This window comes from Bacillus massilinigeriensis (assembly GCF_900117315.1).
In the GTDB taxonomy this organism is placed as follows: Bacteria; Bacillota; Bacilli; order Bacillales; family Cytobacillaceae; genus Bacillus_BE; species Bacillus_BE massilionigeriensis.
The window spans coordinates 1,515,197-1,532,280 of record NZ_LT630337.1; the positions used below are offsets into that span (position 1 = coordinate 1,515,197).

The window sequence follows — 17,084 nt, forward strand, 5'->3', positions numbered from 1 at the left end:
AATATATTAATACTATATCATGAATGGATATTTTACCTTAAACCATTTTTTTGCTAAAAACGTAAAATATTGTGACTCGTGATTTACTTTAATTACTTGATAAGAGCAAAACAACTTCAATTTGTTTCAGATGATGTAAATCATGTTCGACAAAATCCCTGAAATAATCGCGAATGGTTAATGGATGCTTACCAATGGTAAAGGAGATATCCAAGTCGGCTTCAGTATATTTTTCAATTAGGTTGATGAATTCCAATCGAATTTTAAGAAGCTCTTCAATAATATCATCCTTCATTCCACTACCCTCTGCATATTCCTTTGCAGAATCATTAATGATTTGATAATCAGGAAAACCTTCCAACTTGGCACCTTCGAGAAATAACGGAAAACGTTCCTTCAAGGAATACCTATCCCAAAATAGCAAATGAGTAATGACAGCCGCCACTGACCACTTTCCTTCCCCAATAGGCATTTGCCACTGAGTTTCATTGATTTTCTTCAATGTCTGAAGCCATTCGTTCATCTCATGATAATGATTTATTATTTCTTGTTTCAGCATATTTCATCCTCCTATTCCTCCTCCTTTATAATTCCACATATAGGAATAATCACCTTTTTTATGAGCGTATTTTTAACAACAAAAAAAGACTGTCAGATAACCATTTTCCGCAGTCTAATTATATTCATTTCATTTTGATATGATGATGTTTCCTCTTTGAATACCTTCTCCCTAAACCAAACCAACCCTTGATTTTAAAAATCCAAACCATAATGATTGCAATCAGACCCATTAATCCCAAAATTAGAAAATAGCCATATTTCCATTCAAGCTCCGGCATGTTATGGAAGTTCATGCCATAAATGCCAGCAATAAAAGTCAATGGCATAAATATTGTTGTAATGACAGTTAGTGTCATCATAATCGTATTCATCGAATTTGAATTGAAGGATAAATAATTATCCCTAATGTCAGCCGAAAATTCACGATAGGATTCTAGCAACTCAGAAAGCTTAAGCAAATGATCGTGAACATCATGAAAATAAACTTTATGTTCACTCAAATTACTCATCCTTTCAGAATGGATTATTCGGTAGATTAAATCTCTCATTGGAAGAATAGTCCTCCTTAGACTTGACAATTCCGTTCGAACCTCAAATAAATATTCCATCAATTCATTGATTGTCTCATCCTTTGAGTTTTCCTCTATAGAATTTAACTCATCTTCTATTTGATAAACTGGGGGATAGTAATCATCGACTAATTTATCAATAATGGCATGAAGAATAAGAAAAGGGGATTCCCTCAATTTTTCATCCTTCCGAACTCTTTCCCATAAGTTATTTAATTCTCTAACAGGTGTTTGATGAAAGGTGATAATATATTGGTCGCTAACAAACACATCTATTTCTGTAGCATTTAATGTTTCTTGATGAATAGCATGAACAATAAAAAACATATATTTCTCAAAAAAATCCACCTTTGGTCTTTGACTGAATTCATCAAGACAATCCTCTACAGATAATGGGTGAAATTTAAAAACTTTTTCAAGGAGCCTCGATTCCTCTTCTGTTGGGACATTAAAGTCGACCCAAAACCATTTAATATCAGGATGATGTCGTTCCTTCATTGGAACGTTGAATAGGACTTCATTATCGCCTTTTATAACCGTTGTTCGAATCATATTAAACACCAGATTTCACGAATTGTTTATTATCCATACACAGAATGCTTTCAGCATCATAACTATCTTTTCCCCAACTTACTCTTTTTTTGATAAAAAGACAACTAAATATTAACATTTGAAAGGGATTGATGAACTATTACCTTTTTTCATGATTAATACATGTTAGAATAATACTAGAAAAAGGAGGGCAATTACTTTGGAGAACTTAATAAACAAAAGGGTTAAAGAGATAGAAATATCAGGGATCCGAAAATTTTTCAATATGGTTGCAGGAACGGAAGATATGATTTCATTTACTATAGGTCAACCAGATTTCCCAACTCCAGAGCATGTGAAGGAAGCAGGTAAAAGAGCTATTGATCAAAATATTACATCCTATACTCACAATGCAGGTGACATAGCATTAAGAAAAGCTGCCGCCAATTTTGTACACCAAAAATACGGTCTTACATATGATTCTGAAACTGAGGTTATTGTAACAGCTGGAGCAAGTGAAGCAATTGATATAACATTTAGAACCATCCTGGAAGAAGGATCTGAGGTAATTCTACCTGGACCAGTTTACCCAGGTTACGAGCCAATTATACGATTATGTGGAGCTGTCCCAGTTCACGCTGATATAAGAGAGAATCAATTTCGCTTTACGGCTGAGATTATCGAAAAATACATTACGGATAAAACTCGATGCATTGTTTTACCATATCCATCTAATCCGACTGGAGTGAGTCTTACAAAGGAAGAATTAAAGGATATTGCCCTATTGATAAAGGATAAAGAAATATTTATTCTTGCGGATGAAATTTATAGTGAACTCGTTTATGATAAACCACATATTTCAATCGGGACCATGCTAAGAGAAAAAACGATTGTCATTAATGGTCTATCTAAATCACACTCCATGACTGGGTGGAGAATTGGTTTCGTCTTTGCTCCAAAATATGTGTCTAAAGAGATGTTAAAGGTACACCAATACAATGTAACCTGCGCAACCTCCATTTCACAGATGGCTGCCATTGAGGCTTTAACAGTAGGTATGAATGATGCGGAAATAATGAAAATCGAATATATCAAACGAAGAGAATATGTTTATAACAGATTAATTGGTATGGGACTTGATGTCGTTAAACCGGACGGTGCCTTTTATTTCTTCATTAAACAGCCGGATTCTACGATTCCTTCTTTTGATTTTTGCTTAGATTTAGTGAAAAAGGCCGGAGTCGCGGTTGTTCCAGGAAGCTCCTTTTCTCCTTTAGGTGAAGGATACTTTCGTCTTTCTTTTGCTTGTTCAATGGAAACACTAGAAATTGGTCTAGATCGAATCGAAAGATATTTAAAGCAAAAATGAGGCTAAATTGCTTAGCCTCATTTTGTATCTTTATTATTGTCCCTTATACTTCCCATTATTTTTTGCCATTTTAACCTTTTTTGCCTTGTCATGATGGATTTTATTTGTATCCGCACTTCCCATTTCATGGGCAAATTCTTCATTTATGACAGCGGAATCAAATCCTTTTTTATTCTTTTGCTGTGGATCATTTTTCTTCGTTCTTTTAGCCATAAGGCCTTACCACCTCTCTCATGATTTCCTTAGTATTTTGCCAGAGATGGCCCCTATTCTATTCAGTGGTTTCTTATCCTTTTTAGGTATTATTTTTCACTTATAATATTTATATAAGGCTTGTGTCCCGTTGTTTTCTTCTCCCTGATCAGCGAGTTCACCATATAATTTCCGAGAAAGTGCTAATCCAGGTGTATCCATTCCCATTGTTTTTGCTTCTCCTAAAGCAATATCCATGTCTTTAATCATATGCTTAATATAAAAGCCTGGGTCAAAATCTCCTTTAACCATTCTTGGTCCTAAATTGGATAATGACCAACTACCTGCGGCCCCTGAAGAGATGCTTTTTAGCACATTTTCTGGATCTAAACCTGCCTTTTCTGCATAAGCGATGGCTTCACAAACACCAATCATATTCGATGCAATAGCTATTTGATTACACATTTTTGTATGTTGACCAGCCCCGGACTTTCCTTGATAAATAATATTTGTACCCAATACTTGAAAAATCGGGTAGACAGCATCAAAATCCTCCTTGGTTCCTCCAACCATGATGGAAAGACGTGCTTCTTTTGCTCCAATATCTCCACCTGATACAGGTGCATCAATTGCATGAATGCCTTTTTTCTTTGCTTCCTCAAATATCTTGATGGCAAGTGATGGAGTTGAAGTGGTCATGTCTATGAGATAAGTATGCTCCTTACCGTTTGGAACAAGTCCATTTTCACCTAAATATACTTCTTCCACGTCATAAGGGTATCCTACAATTGTAATAATCACATTTGCTTTTTGGGCCATCTCCTTTGGAGAGCTTACCCATTCCGCTCCTTTTTCTAGCAATTCAATAGCCTTTTCCTTTGTTCTTGTGTAGACAACTATTGGAAATCCTGCTTTTAACAAATGGCCTGCCATGCTTTTTCCCATTACACCTGTTCCAATAAATCCAATAACAGTATTATCTTTAGTTAACACGTTGAAATTCCCCTCTCCATTCTTCTATCTGTTATTTCATTAAACAAATAAAAGGTTTATAATATTTTTTATAATTTAGCAGAAAAATTGGTTAATGGTGCGTTTGCTAATATTCTTTGATTATTATAAATCTGTACCGTGATAGCATGCTCGCCTTCAATTAGTCTCTCTAATTCAAAAGTATGTAAATCCTTCTTCAGAGGGATTGGGTCCATTATGATCACATTTTGCTTATCCTGTTTCACCTCGACATATTCTCCATCAAAAACAACATCCTCACCATAAATAATCTCATCACTACCCAAGGCTGAAGCCAATTTTTTATTGTGAATAGATATTTTAAGCTTGTACATGGATACACTGCCTAAGGTTTGTTCATTAAGCTTGAAGCGAAATTGTAGCTCATTATTTTTTGTCAGGATTACTTCAGAATGATTATTAATGACCGATTCCCTCTGTTGCTGACCACAACTGTTGAGAGACAGAATGATAATAACAATGAAAAGAAGTTTTAATAGATTTAACAAATCTCATTCCTCCTTCATTGTTACCATATCCTATTTTAATTTCCACTAAACACCATTTACTATTTTTCCTACCTCTATGTAAAGATGAGATTATTATACATAAGTTTTTTCAAACTCTAAAGGATATCGCTTCAAATTATCGAATTATTATAATTTTTTTCAAAATGAAAAAGGCTAAAATAAATTTAGCCCTTTTGTTTTTCATATAGTTCAACCAATGATTCAAGCATTTCAATTTGAATTTCATACTGTTTATACATGTTTTGAAAGGTTAACTCTGATATTTCATCAATTGGAATATGCTTTCTCTTCACCTCTATTCCTTGTTTTTGCCTCTCTAACTCATGAATTAAGTAATCTTTTTGTTTTAATAATGCCTCTATCACTACATCTTTAGGTAGATCTTGAACAAAGCTTAATCCTGTATAAAGGGTGCTAGGTAAATGGATAGATGAGATTTCTAGTGATTCCTTTAACAATTGTCGATATTCTTCTATACCCTCTTCAGTTATTCTATAGATAGCCTTAATTCGATGTCCAGTTTGTTCCATCGTCTCAACTTCGACAAGACCTTCCTTTTCCATTTTTTTTAAGGCGTGATAAATGGAGCCTGGAAGTATACCAGCCCAGCGATCTACTTCGCTTAGTTGTAATATTTGTTGTATTTCATATCCGGACATAGATTTTTTCTTTAGCAAACCTAAAACCATTAATCTTGTCATTTATTATCTCTCCAACAAAAAGTATTCAGCCTTGACTATTATTGTAGCATAAATGTAAAAATGAGTAAATTTTTTAGGATGCTATTTTTCCCCTTTTATTTCCTATTCTCATATTATTGCCTTCCCATTTAAAAGTAAGAGCTGAGAGAATCAATGCCACAAACATGTAGATTATCGGAACCATTACTCCGAGTAATAGTGTATTTTCATCCCCATTTACGATTCCTCTTAAGCCCAACACATAATATTCAAATGGGAATAGTTTTCCTACTGTTGCAACCCAATCCGGGGCTGAATTAAGAGAATAAAAGGCTTCACTCATAAAAATCATTGGAATTTGAAGTAAATTTGAAAACATGTTAATTTGCCCTTCATTATTAGCCATATTCGCAATGAAAAAACCAATACTTGTAAAACAAAGAGTGCCTATCACAACTAATAATAAAGTCGCAGCAAAGGTAAGAAAACCAAAATCAATTTGAAGAAAGAACATCCCTATAAACCAAACCATGATATTTAGCATAATTCCAATAAATGTTCTTGCTAATATCATAATGATAATGAAAGAAATAGTTGGCATCGGAGTCAGCCTTAATAGTTTGTAAACCCCTTTATTTCTTTGAAAATGAACTTGAAATGCAATTCCTTGCATCCCCCAAAAGATTGTACTGATAGCCGTGACACCTGTTACAATTCTTACTGGCATCTCACCTTCATCAAAGTATAATCCTAATCCTATCATGATAACTAATGGAAAGGCTAAAGAATAAAAGAGGGTAATTCGATCCCTTAATGACGTCACTAGCATTGAACGAAAAATTATCGTTAACATATTAATTCCTCCTTAGTAGTTAATTTTAAATATAAGTCTTCTAAATCTTTGACATTATGCTCTCTACACAATGCACTTGGTTCACCTTCTGCGATTAGATTTCCGTTATCTATCATGATAATCCTTGTGGCTAATTTAAGAACCTCATCCATATCATGGGATGTAAATACAACCGTTTTTCCCTCCTCATGTAGCCCTGTAATTAGCTTATGAATATCCAATCGAGAGCGCGGATCAAGCGCAGCTGTTGGTTCATCCAAGAAGATTAACTCAGGGTGATGAACGATTGCAGTAGCTATTGCTAATCTCTTCTGTTGTCCACCAGATAACTTTGAAGCCTCTGTATGGCTACAATCCCCTAATCCACATTTTTGCATGACCTTCTCCGTTTCTTTTGTAGATAACCTTTTTTTATAAAAAGCAGCAAATAGCTTCAAGTTCTCTAAAGCCGTTAATCCTGGGAAGAATGGGACGGATTGAAGCTGTACCCCAATTAGAGATTTATAACTGTTCCTCCAATAGCTTAGCTCTCCTGAATCTGCCTTCCTTAATCCAACAATTATCTCTAAAGTTGTTGATTTTCCTGCCCCATTTGGTCCAATTACAGCAAGAATTTCGTTGTATCCAATCTTAAGGTCTATTCCCTTAACAACTTTCCTTGAACCATAACTTTTTTGAATTTGATTTGCTTGAATATAATACATGTTCATCCTCCTTCAATCATTAAAACAAACTTGTATACTCAATGTTGAGTAATTACCTTTGAATACATCTTACATGAATTTCTGGAAAATGTAAACAGTATAAATATAAAAATCACTCGACATTATTAGACAAAAAAAGAGATGTCTCATAATGAGACATCTCAGAAATGTTTTTTGTGAAAATACATTGATCCTTCACAATAAATTAGAAGCTACTATTTATTTGTAATTAACAGCAGATTTAACGGCATCTACAATTTCTGCCATTGTACTCATATTGAGTGCCTTTTCTGCTAATTTTTCCATGTCAGCTTTATTTAAGCCTTTAATTAAAGAGCGAGCTTTTAATATAGAAGTTGCGCTCATTGAGAATTCATCTAACCCTAATCCTAAGAGTAGTGGAATGGCTGTTTCATCTCCTGCCATTTCTCCACACATTCCAGCCCATTTTCCTTCTTTATGAGCAGCATCTATAACCCTCTTAACAAGTCTTAAAATAGACGGGTTATATGGCTGATATAAATAGGAAACGCGCTCATTCATACGGTCAGCCGCCATTGTATATTGGATTAAGTCATTTGTACCAATACTGAAGAAATCCACTTCTTTTGCGAATAAATCAGCAATTACTGCTGTAGATGGAATTTCGACCATAATACCAACTTGGATATTTTCTGAAACTTGAGTTCCTTGTTGAATAAGTTTTTCCTTTTCTTCTTCAAGGACTGCTTTTGCAGAGCGGAATTCATCAATCGTTGCAATCATCGGGAACATAATTCTTAAGTTCCCGTAAATGCTTGCTCTTAACAATGCTTTTAGTTGAGTTCTAAAAATATCTTGTTGCTCCAAGCATAGGCGAATGGCACGGAAGCCTAAGAAAGGATTCATTTCTTTTGGTAAATCCAAATATGGAAGCTCTTTATCTCCACCGATATCAAGAGTTCGAACAACAACAGGTTTGCCGTTCATTTCTTCTAGCACAGCCTTATAGGATTCAAATTGCTCATCTTCTGTTGGCAACTGGTCTCTCCCCATATAAAGGAATTCAGTTCTATATAGACCAACTGCCTCACCACCATTATTTAAGACTCCTTTTAAGTCTTTTGGTGTACCGATGTTTGCAGCTAATTCCACATGATGTCCATCAGCAGAGACTGTTTTTTCATTTACTAATTTTGCCCATTCTGCTTTTTGTGCTTCATATGCAGCATGTTCATTTTCGTATTGCTTGATGACCTCAGGTGAAGGGTTAATATGTACCTCTCCTTTTAGTCCATCAACAATAACTAAATCACCATTTTTAATTTCTTGAGTAGCTGTTTTTGTCCCTACTACAGCAGGGATTTCTAATGAACGAGCCATAATTGCTGAATGGGATGTTCGACCACCAATATCAGTTGTAAAGCCCTTTACATATTGGCGATTTAATTGGGCTGTATCAGAAGGTGTTAAATCTCCTGCTACGATAATCGTTTCTTCGGAAATCATGCTTGGATTAACAATTTGAATTCCTAATAAATGAGATAAAACCCTTTTTGTTACATCACGAATATCCGCAGCACGCTCTTTCATATATTCATTGTCCATAGTTTCAAACATGGAAACAAACATATCAGCCGTTTCTTTAAGAGCGAATTCAGCATTTACACTATCAGTTTTAATTTTATCTTCAATAGGTGTTATTAATTCGGGATCACTTAGGACAAGCAAATGTGCTTCGAAAATAGCAGCCTTATCTGCACCTAAGTCCACTAGTGCTTTTTCTTTAATTGCTTCTAATTCAGACTTCGATTGGTTTAAAGCAGCTTGAAAACGTTCAACTTCTTTAGCTGTATTCTCCACTGACTTTTTCTCAAAAGAAAGGTCAGGCTCTACTAAACGATAAGCCTTTGCAATTGCAATTCCGCTAGAAGCAGCAATACCATTCAAAAAACTCATTATTCTGCTAAACCTTCTTTTTTCATTGTTTCTTCTAAACCTTTAAGAGCAGCCGCTTCATCACTGCCTTCAGCAGAAATTGTAATATCTGCACCCTTACCAACACCTAAAGACATAACACCCATGATGGATTTTAAGTTTACTTTTTTACCTTTATATTCAAGATTAATATCAGAATTAAACTTACTTGCAGCTTGTACTAGTAGTGTTGCAGGTCGAGCATGAATACCTGTTTCAGCAATAACTTTAAATGATTTTTGAGCCATATTAATGAAATCTCCTTTCATATTTCCAAAATGATTTTAAAATGTATCAATGTCTGTCTAATAACTTAGAATACGTCTTTTTGCAATAGTTATTCTACAATAACTATTGCTTTCTGACTTTTTGTTATTTTTTCCACCCGTAGATTGAAACATGTATGTAAAAATGAAATAGTATTTTCAATCCTATGTTTAAGTCATCAGACAACCTACATTACTAAAAAAGAATAGCATCCCAGCAGGATTTGGGCAATGAATTTTTTAAGGATTTTTTAAGTTCTTTCATAAAAAGCGCTTACATTTGTCAAAAATGTCTCCATGGATTTATTTTTTTGAAACTTCTAAATATTAACATTTTTTTCGTTTCTTTATATAATATTATTTTTGCTTTAATTTATTATTCTTTATTAAGAAATGGTTAATTTATGCAAAAACAGAATATTTCTTTATTTTACTTGATAATCATTCGTTTAAAAGCTATGATTTTTTATAGAAGTATGGAAATATTTTTCTAATTCAGGTGATTCTAAATGATATACAGAAGAGACGAACCCTTTCGTTTTCAATTTAAAAAGCCGATTCTAGGTCAATTTAAAATATTAAGTATTAACGGAGAACGCCTAAATGAACCAAAAATGGCAACAGCCGAAATTTTAGACTTAAGTCCAAATGGGTTAAAGTTCTCAACAAAGCTTGTTTTACCTTTTGATAAAAAGAAATTATTGCTTGAGGTTTCTTTTATATTAAATGATAAGGTGATAAGGATTCTTGGAACCCCCATTTGGAAAAGAGAAGCAGGCCCACATTTCATCTATGGTTTACAGGGTATTGAAGATCAAGAAACAAAAATTGAAATAGTAGAGGAACTTAAGGAATTTTCAAGAAAAAGCATACATATAAAATAACTGTTAGATTAACTGAAAAAGGAGGTGTCCCATTGGTAAATTTCGGGCACCTCCTTTCTTACATTCAGTAACGTTTTATACCAGAACGGCTATTCTACATACGAATGCATCTAATATTCAGCAGAATGTATGATATATTAATCATATATACTGGTTAGTTAATTAAATTAATAAAGTATTTTATTTTTGATAGAAATGCTCTGGGAGGCTGCTGTTATGAGTCATCATTCAAATTCTAAACCGTTGGGAAGACCGAGAACAAAAGAAAAACCAATGCCTACAGATGAGCTCATTTTACAAAAAGCTGCAAGCCTCTTTCTTGAAAGTGGGTTTCAACAGGTTTCAATTGATCATGTGGCAAGTGAAGCAAATGTAACGAAGGCAACCATCTATTACTATTTTGAATCAAAATCTGAATTATATAAGGAAGCTATTGTTTCTTTAATGAGGCGAATTAAAGAGCAGGTTGAAAGATTGATGAGCTCGAATAAGCCTTTATATGAACGACTTTATGATGTAACGGAAGCTCATTTAAGATCAACAACACCCCATAATCTTGATAGCTTTTCTAGGGAAGTTAAGAAAATGCTATCACATGAACAAATTGATTATATGAAACAGGTAGAAGAACAGATTTACGAAGGGATAGAACTCGGTTTACTTGAAGCAGTGGAAGCAGGAGAAATCCCTGAAATAAACGTCAAATTTGCGACTAAAGCCTATCTCTCTCTCGTCCGTGTTGGAAATATTGAATTATCCGAGGACTCCCAAATTTTCACTAGTCTGAATGACGCGGTGGATAGTATATTAAATGTATTTTGGAGAGGATTTTTCGGTGATCAAATAAAGTCTTGAAAAAATTCAAATGACATACTCCATTTGATTAAAAAAAGACTGACCACGAAAAGTCGTTTATTACGACTTTTGGGGTCAGTCTCTTTGTTATCTTACTTCGCAAAGCGATGATTACCTATCGTTAATGTTACTTTTTTTGATAAAATCCAATCACTTTTGGCCGTTTTTGGATTATAGAAATATAATGAACCATTTCCTTTTCCACTAAAGGCAATTGCCTCATTTACTGCTTTTTTAGATATAGCATCCGCAGGTTTGTTAATCGATCCATTTTGAACGGGAGTAAAAGCATAGTAGCCGGAATCAATTTGATATATCACGTTACGTACTGTTGAAGGGAAATCTGGGTGCTTCACTCTATTTAAAATAACTGTTGCCACTGCTACCTTCCCAGCATAAGGTTCCCCTTCTGCCTCAGCGCGAACTAAACGTGCAAGTAGATCCTTATCTGTAGCAGAAATTGTAGAATTAGGGATTACTATATTTTGACCAGCATATAAAGCTGTACTGTTCGTGTTATTTACTTTCAATAAGTTATTAATAGGAACACCATATTTTGTTGCAATTTTCCAATACGTCTCACCATATTGTACCTTGTGTGTTGTTGCTGCTTCCGATTTATTTGCAAAAGTGAATGATGACATGGATAGGATTAGTCCAGCTGCGATGACAATCTTTTTAAGTTTTTTCATTTTGGAACCTCCTAGTAGTTTTCGTTTGTTGCTCTACTACTAGGCTAACAATTGTAACAGTAATAAGCATTAACCAATAAATGGATACATCCCTTTATGTACGTTGAGCATATATGTATTATAGCTTTAATAAATTCTTGGAAATAAAATCCCTTTATATGAGTTTACAGAAAAAATTCCTTTAGTGGTTGGATATGGTCAATATTTTACAATATGTATCGAATTTGTAACAACGAACAACTCATATCTTTTCCGTGAAGAAACTATACAATTAGCTCCTTGGCTCCTGTAAATACTGATAAATGACATCTCCGCCCCGCTTTGCTACCCCACGAAAATGTTTAAAGTCTGAACGCTTTACTAAAGTTTTTCTAAATTCTAGAAATTCCTCTTTCTTCACATAGTATTCGGATATCTCCCCATTCTTAAGCTTTTCAAGCACCTCATTAACTAAGTCTTCTTTCATTAAAAACACCCTCTTCTCTCTATTTCGTTATGAAATTCCGTCTAATTAATATTTACCATAAAGCCGACACAAATAGGACGATAGGATTATAAAATAACGTAATTGTTTATATTCTAATCTTTATTCAATCTTAATTTAGTAATCGTAAGGCTAAGATTTTCACAAAGTTCTTTACAAATTTGAGGAAAGTAGTCAAACTGTTATTAAAGATAGAAACTGGAAGGAAAAGGAGAGAGACATTTGAAGAAAGCCGGAGTTGGAGATGTAATTGAATTTAGAGAAGGACTCAAAGGGATCGTCGAAAAGGTTAACGAGAACTCTGTTATTGTTGACTTAACTTACATGGATAATTATCGAGACCTTGAGTTAGACCAAAGAACAGTTGTAAACCATAAAAACTATAAAGTCATAAAAGAAGCGACTCAATCATGAATGAAAGGGGTCTACTCAAAACTGTATTCGCTTTCTCATTACTTTGAGAATAACCATTGAATAAAAAGAGTAAGACCCCTTATATATTCCTCTATTTTTATAAATCCTCTTTATTTGTCCTTGTTTCCTTTGATAATTCCTTTAATGATTTTACCTTACCATGTGGATGCTGATCTTGCTTCCTAACCGTCCATTCCCTTTCCTGTTCCCTCTGTGATTTAGTCATATAATACCCTCACCTTCTTATTAATCAAATACTATGTTTTTTTACTCGTTATCTTATTATTGAGTAATGAGACACGATTTTAGCTTGAACCATTTTGCTTATCTTTATTACGAATTCATTCTCACAGTTTTCTTTTGATTAAATCATATCGATATGAAATATTGGATATATTAAGGACAGTTCATTGAACAAGGTATAATCCACATTTTTCTTTTCAACATTTTTTGCTACAATAATGTTGTTTGTAAGAAAGGGGTTTTCCTTATGAAAAGATGCGCATTGGATTTGCGCTTAATTGTAGGATTGTTAATGGCGCATCTATTAATCCTATTGACGTTTCAAACTACTGTTGTTTTTTGGTATCTTTTCACAGCGTCCATGCTATTTTTGATAAGCTACTCTACTTTTAGGGATGAATTAGATAAGGAAGCCCCGTTTTTTTATGCATTAATCATTGGATTGATTTCTGGAGTTATTCTTTTTGCTGTTTTCTGGGTTGGTAATGCGCTTATTCATTGGTTGCATTTGCCCCTTCAATCTCAAATTGAAACTTTATATGATACATATTCACCAAAGGTGGCCTGGCATTACATTGTACTTGTATTAATCATTATTCCTGGAGAAGAAATCTTTTGGAGAGGATTTGTTCAAAGAAGATTATCAAAATATTTGAACTTCCCGACAACCGTTATCCTTTCCGTTCTTTTATACACATCAGTACAATTTTATTCTGGAACACTTATTCTTCCACTTGCAGCAATGATCTCTGGCATTCTTTGGAGCATGCTCTATACATGGAAGAAAAGCGTCCCGCTTGTTATTGTATCCCATTTAATATTTGACCTTTTACTTTTTATCCTTTTCCCATTCTATTAGGTCAATTTTTTAATGGTTTAATCCACAATAGAATAATAAAAATGATACTGATATAACCAAAGATTGGGTAAAGGTGAGCTAACAAAGTCCCATATTTAATCAGGCTTATCAAATAGGTAATGAGATAAATGAGTGAGAACGTAATAATACTACGTAATGGATAAATCGAATGAATTTGTCTTTCTAATCCAAAGATATTGCCAATCACCGATGTGAATACTTCACCGTAAATAACAAAAATAAAGAGCCAGTAAAGCCCTTCGGCTAATTTTTTTATGATAACGGCCATCGGTATTTCATACAATTCGAGATTTGGTAGCATGACGAGAGTCGTATGGCTTGAAATTAAAATAATAGTAAGGAGTATTCCTCCTAATCTTCCTCCCCATTTGACCGTTTGATCATCCTTTATTTCAGCTGCAACTGGGACTAGTACTGCTTGTGCTAGTCCCAAATTGAATGCTGTGTAGGAAAACGGAGCAATTACTGATTTCCAACCATCCTCCACTTGTGGAATGACTAATTGCTGCTCTAGAAATCCAGGTATTGAAAAGGAGAGCAGCATAAGTAGAAAACTAAACATAACCATCATCGGAACAACAACTGTATTAACCGCAAATAACCCCTTAATACCAACAATCATTACAATAAAGGATAAAGCTAAAGTAACAATAATTCCTGTCGTTTTTGGTAAACCAATCTGTTCTTCAAAAATCGCACCAGCTCCTGAGAGCATGACTGCTGTTACACCCAAAAGCATAAAAAGCATGATGATATTAATGATTGGTCCAAAAAAACTCCCAAAAAGATAAATGTTAAACTCTTGATATGAATTTGCACCGATACTAGCTGATATTCTCATTAGCTTTGAACCTAAAAAGGTTAAAATATATCCACTCATTAAAATTCCTAATAAACCAATAAAACCAAATCTCGAGAAAAACTCGACAATCTCTTTACCGGTGGCAAACCCAGCACCCACAACGGTACCCACATATACCGCTGCAATTTGAAAGGCCGCACCCCAATTCGTCTTCACCGGAATCTCCTCCTTCCCTTTCAATATATGAAAGAGAAACTCAAGTAAGACGAGCTTTTTTTCATAACAAGGTGGAACAAAAATGTTAATCAAAATACTTGAAAGTCAAAAAAGGTCAAAGTATAATATGAATCAAGGAAGGTCAAATATAGTCAAAGTCAAAACACCTTTAACTTATTAAATAAAGGAGGAAAACAAATGCTTTGTCAAAAATGTCAACAAAATCAAGCCAATGTTCAGCTAAGAATGAACTTGAATGGAGATGAAAAACAGCTATTCCTTTGTCAAAGCTGTTATCTATCCGAAAGAGAAAAAATCGGTTCCACTTTTCACACAAATCTAAACCATTTTTCTGGATTCTCTCATTCACCCTTTGAGGATCTATTTATGAAGAATAATGGGGCTGAAATGAACCAAACAGGTTTTAACCCTTCAACACAAGGGAATAGAACAAGGGATGGACTAATTGACCAATTCGGCAGAAATTTAAACATTGCAGCAAAAGCAGGGTTAATTGACCCAGTCATTGGTCGTGAAGATGAAATCAATAGAGTTATTGAAATATTAAATCGTAGAAACAAGAACAATCCTGTCTTAATTGGTGAACCAGGTGTTGGAAAAACAGCAATTGCCGAGGGTTTAGCAATGATGATTGTGGATGGAAAGGTTCCTTCCAAGCTTATTAATAAAGAAGTTTATTTACTCGATGTTGCCTCACTTGTTGCCAACACAGGAATTCGTGGGCAATTTGAGGAAAGAATGAAAGGTATCATAGCTGAACTTCAAGATAGAAAGAATATTATTGTTTTTATCGATGAAATCCATTTACTTGTTGGTGCAGGTTCTGCAGAAGGCTCAATGGATGCAGGTAATATATTAAAGCCTTCACTTGCTCGTGGAGAGCTTCAAGTACTAGGAGCTACAACCCTTAATGAGTATAGAAAAATTGAAAAGGATCCTGCGCTAGAACGTCGTTTCCAACCAGTATATGTCCACGAACCAACTGTTGAACAAACGATTCATATATTAAATGGTCTGAAGTCAAAATACGAAGGCTATCACGATGTTAAATTTACTGATGAGGCAATTAAAGCTTGTGTTACCCTATCACATCGTTATATCCAAGACCGTTTTTTACCTGATAAAGCGATTGACCTAATGGATGAAGCGGGATCAAAATTAAACTTATATTCAACCTATTCATCTACTGAAAAGATTGAACAAAGATTAAAGGATATTGCAAAAGAAAAAGAAGTAGCCCTCAAAGAGGAAAATTACGAACAAGCAGCCAAGCTCCGTGATGAAGAGGAAAAGCTTGAAATAGCACTTAATCATAAAATAGATGACCTTCCATTGGTTGAAGTGAAACATATCCAAGAAATTGTTGAAAAGAAAACAGGAATTCCTGTTGGTAAGATTCATGAAAATGAACAAATGAAGATGAAAAACCTAGAATCACGCTTAAATCAAAAGGTCATCGGTCAAGAAAAGGCTGTTCTAAAGGTAGCTAGGGCAATCAAAAGAAGCCGAGCAGGTCTTAAACCAAAGAACCGTCCAATTGGTTCCTTCCTGTTCGTTGGGCCAACCGGGGTAGGTAAAACTGAATTAACCAAAACCTTAGCTGAAGAACTATTTGGTTCAAAGGATGCTCTTATTCGATTAGATATGAGTGAATACATGGAAAAGCACAGCGTTTCTAAAATCATTGGTTCTCCTCCTGGCTATGTTGGACATGAGGAAGCTGGCCAATTAACAGAAAAGGTACGTCGTAATCCTTATAGCATTATTTTACTCGATGAAATTGAAAAAGCTCATCCCGATGTTCAGCATATGTTCCTGCAAATACTAGAGGATGGTCGATTGACAGATAGCCAAGGTCGTACAGTTAACTTTAAAGAAACTGTCATTATCATGACAAGTAACGCAGGTTCAGGCTTCAAAGAAGTGCATGTCGGGTTTGATCAATCACAAAACACGAATGACTCAGACCTCCTTCAAAAACTAGGAAGCTATTTTAAACCTGAATTTCTCAATCGTTTCGATAATATCATTGAGTTTAGCTCACTTGAGAAGGAACATTTATTAAAAATTGTAGATTTAATGCTTAATGAACTCAAAAATTCTATGAAGGAACAAAATATTGACCTCCATGTTTCAAATGAAGTAAAAGAAAAATTAGCTCAGCTTGGATATCATCCGGATTTTGGTGCGCGCCCTTTAAGAAGAGTAATTCAACAGCAACTTGAAGACAAACTGGCCGATATGATCATTGATAACCCTGATGCGAAAGATATCCATGTTATCATGATTGATGATCAAATTACACTCCAATCAAAATAATCAATAAAATGAATGAAAAAGAAGGCTGACTCCAAAAGTCAACCTTCTTTTT

20 protein-coding genes are annotated in these 17,084 nt (G+C 34.4%); 6 read left to right on the top strand and 14 right to left on the bottom strand.

Going from position 1 to position 17,084, the window contains the following annotated elements; all coding sequences use genetic code 11:
- Positions 1 to 88 precede the first annotated feature (88 nt).
- Positions 89 to 559, bottom strand: coding sequence for a DinB family protein (locus BQ6100_RS07610; RefSeq protein ID WP_075981102.1), 471 nt, complete (start codon positions 557 to 559; stop codon positions 89 to 91).
- A gap of 124 nt (positions 560 to 683) precedes the next feature.
- Positions 684 to 1,682 (bottom strand): magnesium/cobalt transporter CorA, encoded by a 999-nt coding sequence (corA, locus tag BQ6100_RS07615; RefSeq protein ID WP_075981103.1) that lies wholly within the window; start codon positions 1,680 to 1,682, stop codon positions 684 to 686.
- A gap of 199 nt (positions 1,683 to 1,881) precedes the next feature.
- Between corA and BQ6100_RS07620 the strand changes: the two genes are divergently transcribed.
- Positions 1,882 to 3,030, top strand: a complete 1,149-nt coding sequence (locus BQ6100_RS07620; RefSeq protein ID WP_075981104.1) for an aminotransferase A — start codon at positions 1,882 to 1,884, stop codon at positions 3,028 to 3,030.
- A 33-nt stretch (positions 3,031 to 3,063) separates the two neighbouring features.
- Here the strand turns inward: BQ6100_RS07620 and BQ6100_RS07625 are convergent, their stop codons facing one another.
- From BQ6100_RS07625 to BQ6100_RS07660, 8 genes are all read right to left on the bottom strand, one after another.
- Positions 3,064 to 3,243, bottom strand: a complete 180-nt coding sequence (locus BQ6100_RS07625; RefSeq protein WP_075981105.1) for a hypothetical protein — start codon at positions 3,241 to 3,243, stop codon at positions 3,064 to 3,066.
- 96 nt (positions 3,244 to 3,339) lie between these two features.
- On the bottom strand, positions 3,340 to 4,215 hold the full coding sequence (locus tag BQ6100_RS07630) for an NAD(P)-dependent oxidoreductase (RefSeq protein WP_075981106.1): 876 nt from the start codon (positions 4,213 to 4,215) through the stop codon (positions 3,340 to 3,342).
- A 68-nt stretch (positions 4,216 to 4,283) separates the two neighbouring features.
- A complete protein-coding gene (locus BQ6100_RS07635; RefSeq protein ID WP_075981107.1) occupies positions 4,284 to 4,742 on the bottom strand; it encodes a hypothetical protein in 459 nt (152 codons plus the stop codon).
- A gap of 185 nt (positions 4,743 to 4,927) precedes the next feature.
- The gene (locus BQ6100_RS07640) at positions 4,928 to 5,464 is read right to left on the bottom strand and encodes a PadR family transcriptional regulator (RefSeq protein ID WP_075981108.1); all 537 of its coding nucleotides are present in this window, start codon (positions 5,462 to 5,464) and stop codon (positions 4,928 to 4,930) included.
- Positions 5,465 to 5,537: 73 nt separating this feature from the next.
- The gene (locus BQ6100_RS07645) at positions 5,538 to 6,296 is read right to left on the bottom strand and encodes an ABC transporter permease (protein WP_075981109.1); all 759 of its coding nucleotides are present in this window, start codon (positions 6,294 to 6,296) and stop codon (positions 5,538 to 5,540) included.
- Positions 6,290 to 7,000 carry an ABC transporter ATP-binding protein gene (locus tag BQ6100_RS07650; protein WP_075981110.1) on the bottom strand — a complete coding sequence of 237 codons (711 nt, stop codon included), beginning with the start codon at positions 6,998 to 7,000 and terminating at the stop codon, positions 6,290 to 6,292. The genes BQ6100_RS07645 and BQ6100_RS07650 overlap by 7 nt, the downstream gene beginning before the upstream one ends.
- A gap of 219 nt (positions 7,001 to 7,219) precedes the next feature.
- Entirely contained in the window at positions 7,220 to 8,938 is a 1,719-nt protein-coding gene (ptsP, locus tag BQ6100_RS07655; protein ID WP_075981111.1) for a phosphoenolpyruvate--protein phosphotransferase, read from the bottom strand.
- Positions 8,938 to 9,204, bottom strand: coding sequence for a phosphocarrier protein HPr (locus BQ6100_RS07660; protein ID WP_075981112.1), 267 nt, complete (start codon positions 9,202 to 9,204; stop codon positions 8,938 to 8,940). Before BQ6100_RS07660 ends, ptsP begins: the two co-directional genes overlap by 1 nt.
- Before the next feature lie 527 nt (positions 9,205 to 9,731).
- Here BQ6100_RS07660 and BQ6100_RS07665 point away from each other — a divergent pair.
- Complete coding sequence (locus BQ6100_RS07665) at positions 9,732 to 10,106, top strand: PilZ domain-containing protein (RefSeq protein WP_075981113.1); 375 nt, start codon at positions 9,732 to 9,734, stop codon at positions 10,104 to 10,106.
- Between the two features lie 216 nt (positions 10,107 to 10,322).
- A complete protein-coding gene (locus BQ6100_RS07670) occupies positions 10,323 to 10,961 on the top strand; it encodes a TetR/AcrR family transcriptional regulator (protein ID WP_075981114.1) in 639 nt (212 codons plus the stop codon).
- A 92-nt stretch (positions 10,962 to 11,053) separates the two neighbouring features.
- Here the strand turns inward: BQ6100_RS07670 and BQ6100_RS07675 are convergent, their stop codons facing one another.
- Both BQ6100_RS07675 and BQ6100_RS07680 read right to left on the bottom strand, forming a co-directional pair.
- Positions 11,054 to 11,653: a cell wall hydrolase gene (locus BQ6100_RS07675; protein ID WP_075981115.1), complete on the bottom strand. Its 600-nt coding sequence runs from the start codon at positions 11,651 to 11,653 to the stop codon at positions 11,054 to 11,056.
- A 271-nt stretch (positions 11,654 to 11,924) separates the two neighbouring features.
- On the bottom strand, positions 11,925 to 12,119 hold the full coding sequence (locus BQ6100_RS07680) for a hypothetical protein (protein ID WP_075981116.1): 195 nt from the start codon (positions 12,117 to 12,119) through the stop codon (positions 11,925 to 11,927).
- Between the two features lie 240 nt (positions 12,120 to 12,359).
- On the opposite strand from BQ6100_RS07680, the gene BQ6100_RS07685 reads away from it, so the two are divergent.
- Positions 12,360 to 12,551 carry a YkvS family protein gene (locus BQ6100_RS07685; protein ID WP_075981117.1) on the top strand — a complete coding sequence of 64 codons (192 nt, stop codon included), beginning with the start codon at positions 12,360 to 12,362 and terminating at the stop codon, positions 12,549 to 12,551.
- Between the two features lie 97 nt (positions 12,552 to 12,648).
- Here BQ6100_RS07685 and BQ6100_RS21680 read toward each other — a convergent pair whose 3' ends face one another.
- Positions 12,649 to 12,777: a DUF6254 family protein gene (locus BQ6100_RS21680; RefSeq protein WP_222705719.1), complete on the bottom strand. Its 129-nt coding sequence runs from the start codon at positions 12,775 to 12,777 to the stop codon at positions 12,649 to 12,651.
- A gap of 264 nt (positions 12,778 to 13,041) precedes the next feature.
- Between BQ6100_RS21680 and BQ6100_RS07690 the strand changes: the two genes are divergently transcribed.
- Complete coding sequence (locus BQ6100_RS07690) at positions 13,042 to 13,653, top strand: CPBP family intramembrane glutamic endopeptidase (protein WP_075981118.1); 612 nt, start codon at positions 13,042 to 13,044, stop codon at positions 13,651 to 13,653.
- 1 nt (position 13,654) lies between these two features.
- Here BQ6100_RS07690 and BQ6100_RS07695 read toward each other — a convergent pair whose 3' ends face one another.
- Positions 13,655 to 14,692, bottom strand: a complete 1,038-nt coding sequence (locus tag BQ6100_RS07695; RefSeq protein WP_075981119.1) for a YkvI family membrane protein — start codon at positions 14,690 to 14,692, stop codon at positions 13,655 to 13,657.
- Positions 14,693 to 14,890: 198 nt separating this feature from the next.
- On the opposite strand from BQ6100_RS07695, the gene BQ6100_RS07700 reads away from it, so the two are divergent.
- On the top strand, positions 14,891 to 17,032 hold the full coding sequence (locus BQ6100_RS07700; protein WP_075981120.1) for an ATP-dependent Clp protease ATP-binding subunit: 2,142 nt from the start codon (positions 14,891 to 14,893) through the stop codon (positions 17,030 to 17,032).
- Positions 17,033 to 17,084 lie beyond the last annotated feature (52 nt).